We start from the raw sequence: 4,495 nt of genomic DNA, 5'->3' as shown, positions 1-4,495 counted from the left end.
CGTTGCCTGATGCGGCACTAGCTCGCGGTGACCGGTGCCGGAGAGGTTGCAGTAGTGGGCGAAGATGTCCCGCCCGCCGTCCTGGGCGATGAAGCCGTCCCCCTTTCCGGCCGAGGGACCTTCTCCCGGGCATCTCGGCGTTCTGGTGCACCGTGGCGGTGGTCAGCCAGCCCGGAGGCTGTGGGCCTTCGTCGTTTTGTGGTTACCGCGGTGCCCGAGGGGCGATACTGGGAGGCATGTCCGTGTCTTCCACGTCCGCGGCGCCGAGCGCATTCGAGCTGCTGCGGGAGCAGTACGCACTGCGGCTCCCCACGTCATTGGAGGAGCTGACCGGTCCGGCGACCGGCACGGTGGATCTGCCTTTGCATGTCGTCTGGTCCGGCCGCCGCTCGTACGGGCTCAGCCAGCCCCGCTCGCGGATGAGTCTCTACCGCACCGTGCTGGCTGAAGGGCAGCGCCAGGACCTGATCGCTTTCCTCAACCGCGATCTGCTCATCGCCCAGTGGCCCATCCTGCGTACGCTGATCAGCCGTCCCCTCCGCGACGCCTGGGAGAACCGCTTCCCCGACCTGCCTGCAGCCGAGGCCACCACGGCCGCGTGAACCTCTCCGAACTGCACCGTCGCCTCCTGGCCGACGTCCTCGACATCGGAAACCCATACCCCCTGGTGATCACCGGCGGGTACGCAGTCCAAGCTCACGGCTTGGTCGACCGCCTCTCCCAGGACGTCGACGTAGCCACCGAGAACCCGGCACCGATCAGCGAGATTGTCCGCTCCGTGAGCAACGGGCTCACAGAACGTGGCTGGCAGGTCGAACAGATCGAGATCGGGGCGCTTTCCGGCCGTCTCCTCACCACAGACCCCCGGCACAGGCCAACAGTGCGAGGTCGACGTCCTGAAAGAGGTCCTCTGGCACCCACCGACGTCCAGCGAGTACGGCCCAGTGCTCTCGCTGGACGACGTGATCGGCACAAAGGTTCGGGCACTTGCCGACAGAGGCGCAGTGCGCGATCTGATCGACATCCATGCCGCCTCCTAGCACCGGTCCAAGGCCGACCTGGAGACCCTCGGTCGACGCCACGCACGGTACGCCTTCAATCTGGAAGACCTTCGAGACCGTCTCGTCGGCGCAGAGTGGTGGGATGACCAGGACTACGCCGACTACGGCCTCCAGCCCGACCAGATCGACGCCCTGCGGACGTGGGCCCTGGAATGGGCCACCGACATCGGCGCACGTCTACAGAGCGAGGAAGACCCCGACGATCGCTGACCGCCCCGAGTCGCCCGCTGGAGTAGCCCCCGCACGGTTCTACTCGTCCCCGGACGGGGACGCCTGAAGCGGTATGTGCCCTGGCTGCGGGTATCGGATGGCCGGCCGGTGTTCGGCCTCCGGCTCAGTGATCTCGCCGCTGCCCGGCGCGCCGGATCAGCCGATTTCGACTGGGATGTGTAAGCCAAGACACTCCCTGTGCCATCGATGCCACGCCCCTGGTCACCGCAGCGAATCGCGCGCCGCCCTCTGGGGCGACGCGCGAGGCGTGGCGGGCTCGTAGCTGCCAGAGGCAGTCATATCCAGGGCACAACTGGAAGTGTTCTCCGCACCCCAGTCAGGAGATGGAGCGCGCTACCCAGGATCCTGGGCAACCGGGCGTGCGGCTGCGCTGTTTCCTGTACGTGCGCCAGCACTAGGGCCCTGATCTCGGCCGCTCGGCTCCCCCGCGCGCCTGGTCACGAGACTGAGCCCTGTCCAGGGCCGTCCCCTGCCGGCGCGCGAGGTGGCCCCCGCTCCGGCTCGGGGGACACGGAGCGGAGACCGCGTCTTCCATCTTGCGGGCTGGCGCCCGGCCCCGATTGCTGTGCGCTGCGGCACACGGCGCATTACGCACGATGCGGTAGCTGCGCGGGGATTGCTGCGCCGGGGGGAGGCAAGGAGCCCTGGGCGGCGGGGACCGGGACCGTGGGCAGGTCATCCGCCTCGGGCGCCCGAGAGCGCAAGGGCGGTCCCGCGCAACGTGCGACGGGAGCGCGGGACCGCCACGCCCTGCTGTCCTGTCCGAAGCCGGGCACTCAACACCGTACGAAGGCACCCTTCCGTGCGCACGCTGGACGCAGCGGTTGCGCGTACATGCCTGCGTGGGCAGCGCACCCGCCAGGGGATCACCAGGTCGCCGCCGTCACGTTCCGGCCTTTCGGCCGGCCACCTGGATCCCGCGGGCCGGAACGTGGTGGGCGGTAGCTGTCCCGGCCCCGAATGTCGTAGCCTCGGGCTTCCTCCACCACAGCACGATGCGTGCACGGTTGTTCCTCTGGGCCAGGTCGTGCCTGCAACACTGATCGCGCGTCGCCTACGGCGCCTTCATCAGGGTGGGCCTTTGCGGTCACGCGCCCGGCGGACCGGCCGCCCGTCTTCTCAGGGAGTAGCGGTGAGCACAGAGACGCCGGAGCCGGTTTTCACGCAAGTGCAGCTGGCTGGTCCGCCTGCCGTCGTCGATCAGCTACTGACCTTTGCGGCGTGATGTCGTTGAGGGCTGACGATGTGTGACGTCGCGGTATGTCTGATGCGTGAGATATCCGCAGGGTGGTGGGCTGACGCCTGATCGGCAGGCGTTTCGCGAGCGGATCCGGCTGGAGGCCGCGGAGCGACTCGCTGCGGGTGCCTCCAACGCCGAGGTCGCCAAGGACTTACGGGTGAGTGGGCGCTCGGTGCAGCGCTGGCGCCGAGCCTGGCACGATGCCGGCACCCAGGGGCTGCGGTCTGCCGGGCCGGTGTCACGGCCCAAGCTGAGTGAGGCCCTGTTCACCGTGCTTGAGCAGGAGCTCGCCAAGGGGCCGGTCGCGCACGGCTGGCCTGACCAGACGTGGACGCTGGCGCGCATCAAGACGCTGATCGGGCGCCGGTTCCACAAGAGCATGACGCTGTCGGCGATCGCGCAGATGCTGCACCGGCACGGCTTCAGCCACCAGGTCCCGGCCCACCGAGCAATCAAGCGCGACGAGGAGGCCGTGGCGGGCTGGGTTAAGGAGACCTGGCCGCAGGTGGAAGGTCCGTGGCGGCGCTCGACGCCTGGCTGTGCTTCGAAGACGAGGCCGGCTTCTCGATGACGCCGCCCACCGCACGGACCTGGGCCCGGCGCGGACGCACACCCGTCATCCGGGTGCGAGGGCGCTCTCAGCGCCGCTTCTCCGTCGCTGCTCTGGCCTGCTACAAGCAGGGTGAACGCTCACGGCTGATCTACCGGCCCAAGCGGCACGTCGATCACAAGCGGGGCGGCAGACGCAGTTTCACCTGGACCGACTACCGCGACCTGCTCATCGCCGCCCACCAGCAGCTCGGCGCACCCATGGTGCTCGTGTGGGACAACCTCAAGTCCGCCGCCCACTGGCTGAGGGCTACGACGGGTGCGGGCGGTCAAGCACAAGGCAGGACCGTGGGTGAACGGTGGCCTGAACGGGGGAAGCGAGGACCTGACGGGCTTCAGCCGGGAGGCCCTCGCCGGAGGTGGTGAGGTCGAGCAGAGCAACGTAGTCGGTGTGGTCGGCCCGTTGGAGCGGTGCCACAGCCGTCCGGGCAGTGCTGCGGGCCTGAGGTAGGGCGGTTGAGGCGGTCACCAGGACAGGTCCCTTCGGGAGGGGTAGGGGAAGCCCCGCCAACAACGAGGGGGTGTCGGCGTGCAGAGCCGGGGCCCCACGGCGGGTGAGGTGACCCTGGCCGTGGTTGAGGAAAGCCCCGCAACGCCCGTCGTACGGCAGGCGAGCAGGCTGGTTCCCTGGTCGGTGGCGGTGTAGCGGGGGTAGTGGGTGTACAGGACGGCAGCGATGGCGCGGTGCCGGTCCTCGCGGTCGGGGCCGAGTGCGGTGAGTTCCACGACCGGGCCGAGTTCTCGGTGGGTGATGTCGCGGGCGGTGAAGCCGCGGCGGGTGGTGTCGGCTCGGGTGCCCACGCGCAGGCGGGTGAAGTCGTGGGCCTTGAGCTCGCGGGCGAGGGTGGCGGCTCGAGCCGGGTGCGGGCGTGTGGCTTCGTTGATGTCTGGGGACAGCGTTTGTCGACGGCTTCCGGAGGAAGTTAGTGATCAACGAGCTCGGAGATGTCGAGGAGAAATGACGGCACTGCCGTGTCCGCGAAGCGGGATGTCGGCGCAACAGATCAACGTGTCCCACCGGGTACAGCCGAACGTGCACAGGTCCAAGGCGACGCTCAGGGATGGATCTCGGTTGTCCCGCATATCGAGCGTCTACGATCGGCGCCATGCCCCGTGGCACGACAGCTCGTTCGCCCGTGAGATGGTTGCTGTCATGACTGTTGGCGCGCCGGGCAGCGAGGTTCTACTCGAGACGAGTCGGCTGCTGCTCAGACCTTGGCGGGTAGACGAGGCTGTCGTCCAGCGTGAACTGTGGACTGAACGTGATCCACGAGTGCCGCCGCACCGCCGAATCGACGCGGACGGACACCCCACGGTCGCGGAGCTCGAGGATTCGATCCGCACCAACAAGGTG

General features: G+C 68.6%; 3 protein-coding genes and 3 pseudogenes. 5 read left to right on the top strand and 1 reads right to left on the bottom strand.

Annotated elements, in window-relative coordinates; translation table 11 throughout:
* The first annotated feature begins 236 nt into the window (after positions 1-236).
* The 4 genes and pseudogenes from BZY54_RS05025 to BZY54_RS05015 form a co-directional block, all read left to right on the top strand.
* Positions 237-602, top strand: a complete 366-nt coding sequence (locus tag BZY54_RS05025) for a hypothetical protein (protein ID WP_086723318.1) — start codon at positions 237-239, stop codon at positions 600-602.
* A pseudogene (locus BZY54_RS05020) lies at positions 599-1,271 on the top strand (nucleotidyl transferase AbiEii/AbiGii toxin family protein). The gene BZY54_RS05025 and the pseudogene BZY54_RS05020 overlap by 4 nt, the downstream one beginning before the upstream one ends.
* A gap of 344 nt (positions 1,272-1,615) precedes the next feature.
* A complete protein-coding gene (locus tag BZY54_RS55295; RefSeq protein ID WP_425276261.1) occupies positions 1,616-1,690 on the top strand; it encodes a DUF6207 family protein in 75 nt (24 codons plus the stop codon).
* An 873-nt stretch (positions 1,691-2,563) separates the two neighbouring features.
* Positions 2,564-3,366: pseudogene (locus tag BZY54_RS05015) on the top strand (IS630 family transposase); the annotation flags it as partial.
* A 240-nt stretch (positions 3,367-3,606) separates the two neighbouring features.
* Here BZY54_RS05015 and BZY54_RS50195 read toward each other — a convergent pair.
* On the bottom strand, positions 3,607-3,942 hold the full coding sequence (locus BZY54_RS50195; RefSeq protein ID WP_143668004.1) for a hypothetical protein: 336 nt from the start codon (positions 3,940-3,942) through the stop codon (positions 3,607-3,609).
* Positions 3,943-4,294: 352 nt separating this feature from the next.
* On the opposite strand from BZY54_RS50195, the pseudogene BZY54_RS51550 reads away from it, so the two are divergent.
* Positions 4,295-4,495: pseudogene (locus BZY54_RS51550) on the top strand (GNAT family N-acetyltransferase); the annotation flags it as partial.

This window comes from Streptomyces carpinensis (genome assembly GCF_002154505.1).
Classification (GTDB): Bacteria; Actinomycetota; Actinomycetes; order Streptomycetales; family Streptomycetaceae; genus Streptomyces; species Streptomyces carpinensis.
This window is presented reverse-complemented; position numbering and strand designations above follow the sequence as displayed.

Coding starts and splice junctions, on each gene's coding strand:
- BZY54_RS05025 (WP_086723318.1), top strand. CDS start 237: ATGTCCGTGTCTTCCACGTCCGCGGCGCCGAGCGCATTCGAGCTGCTG.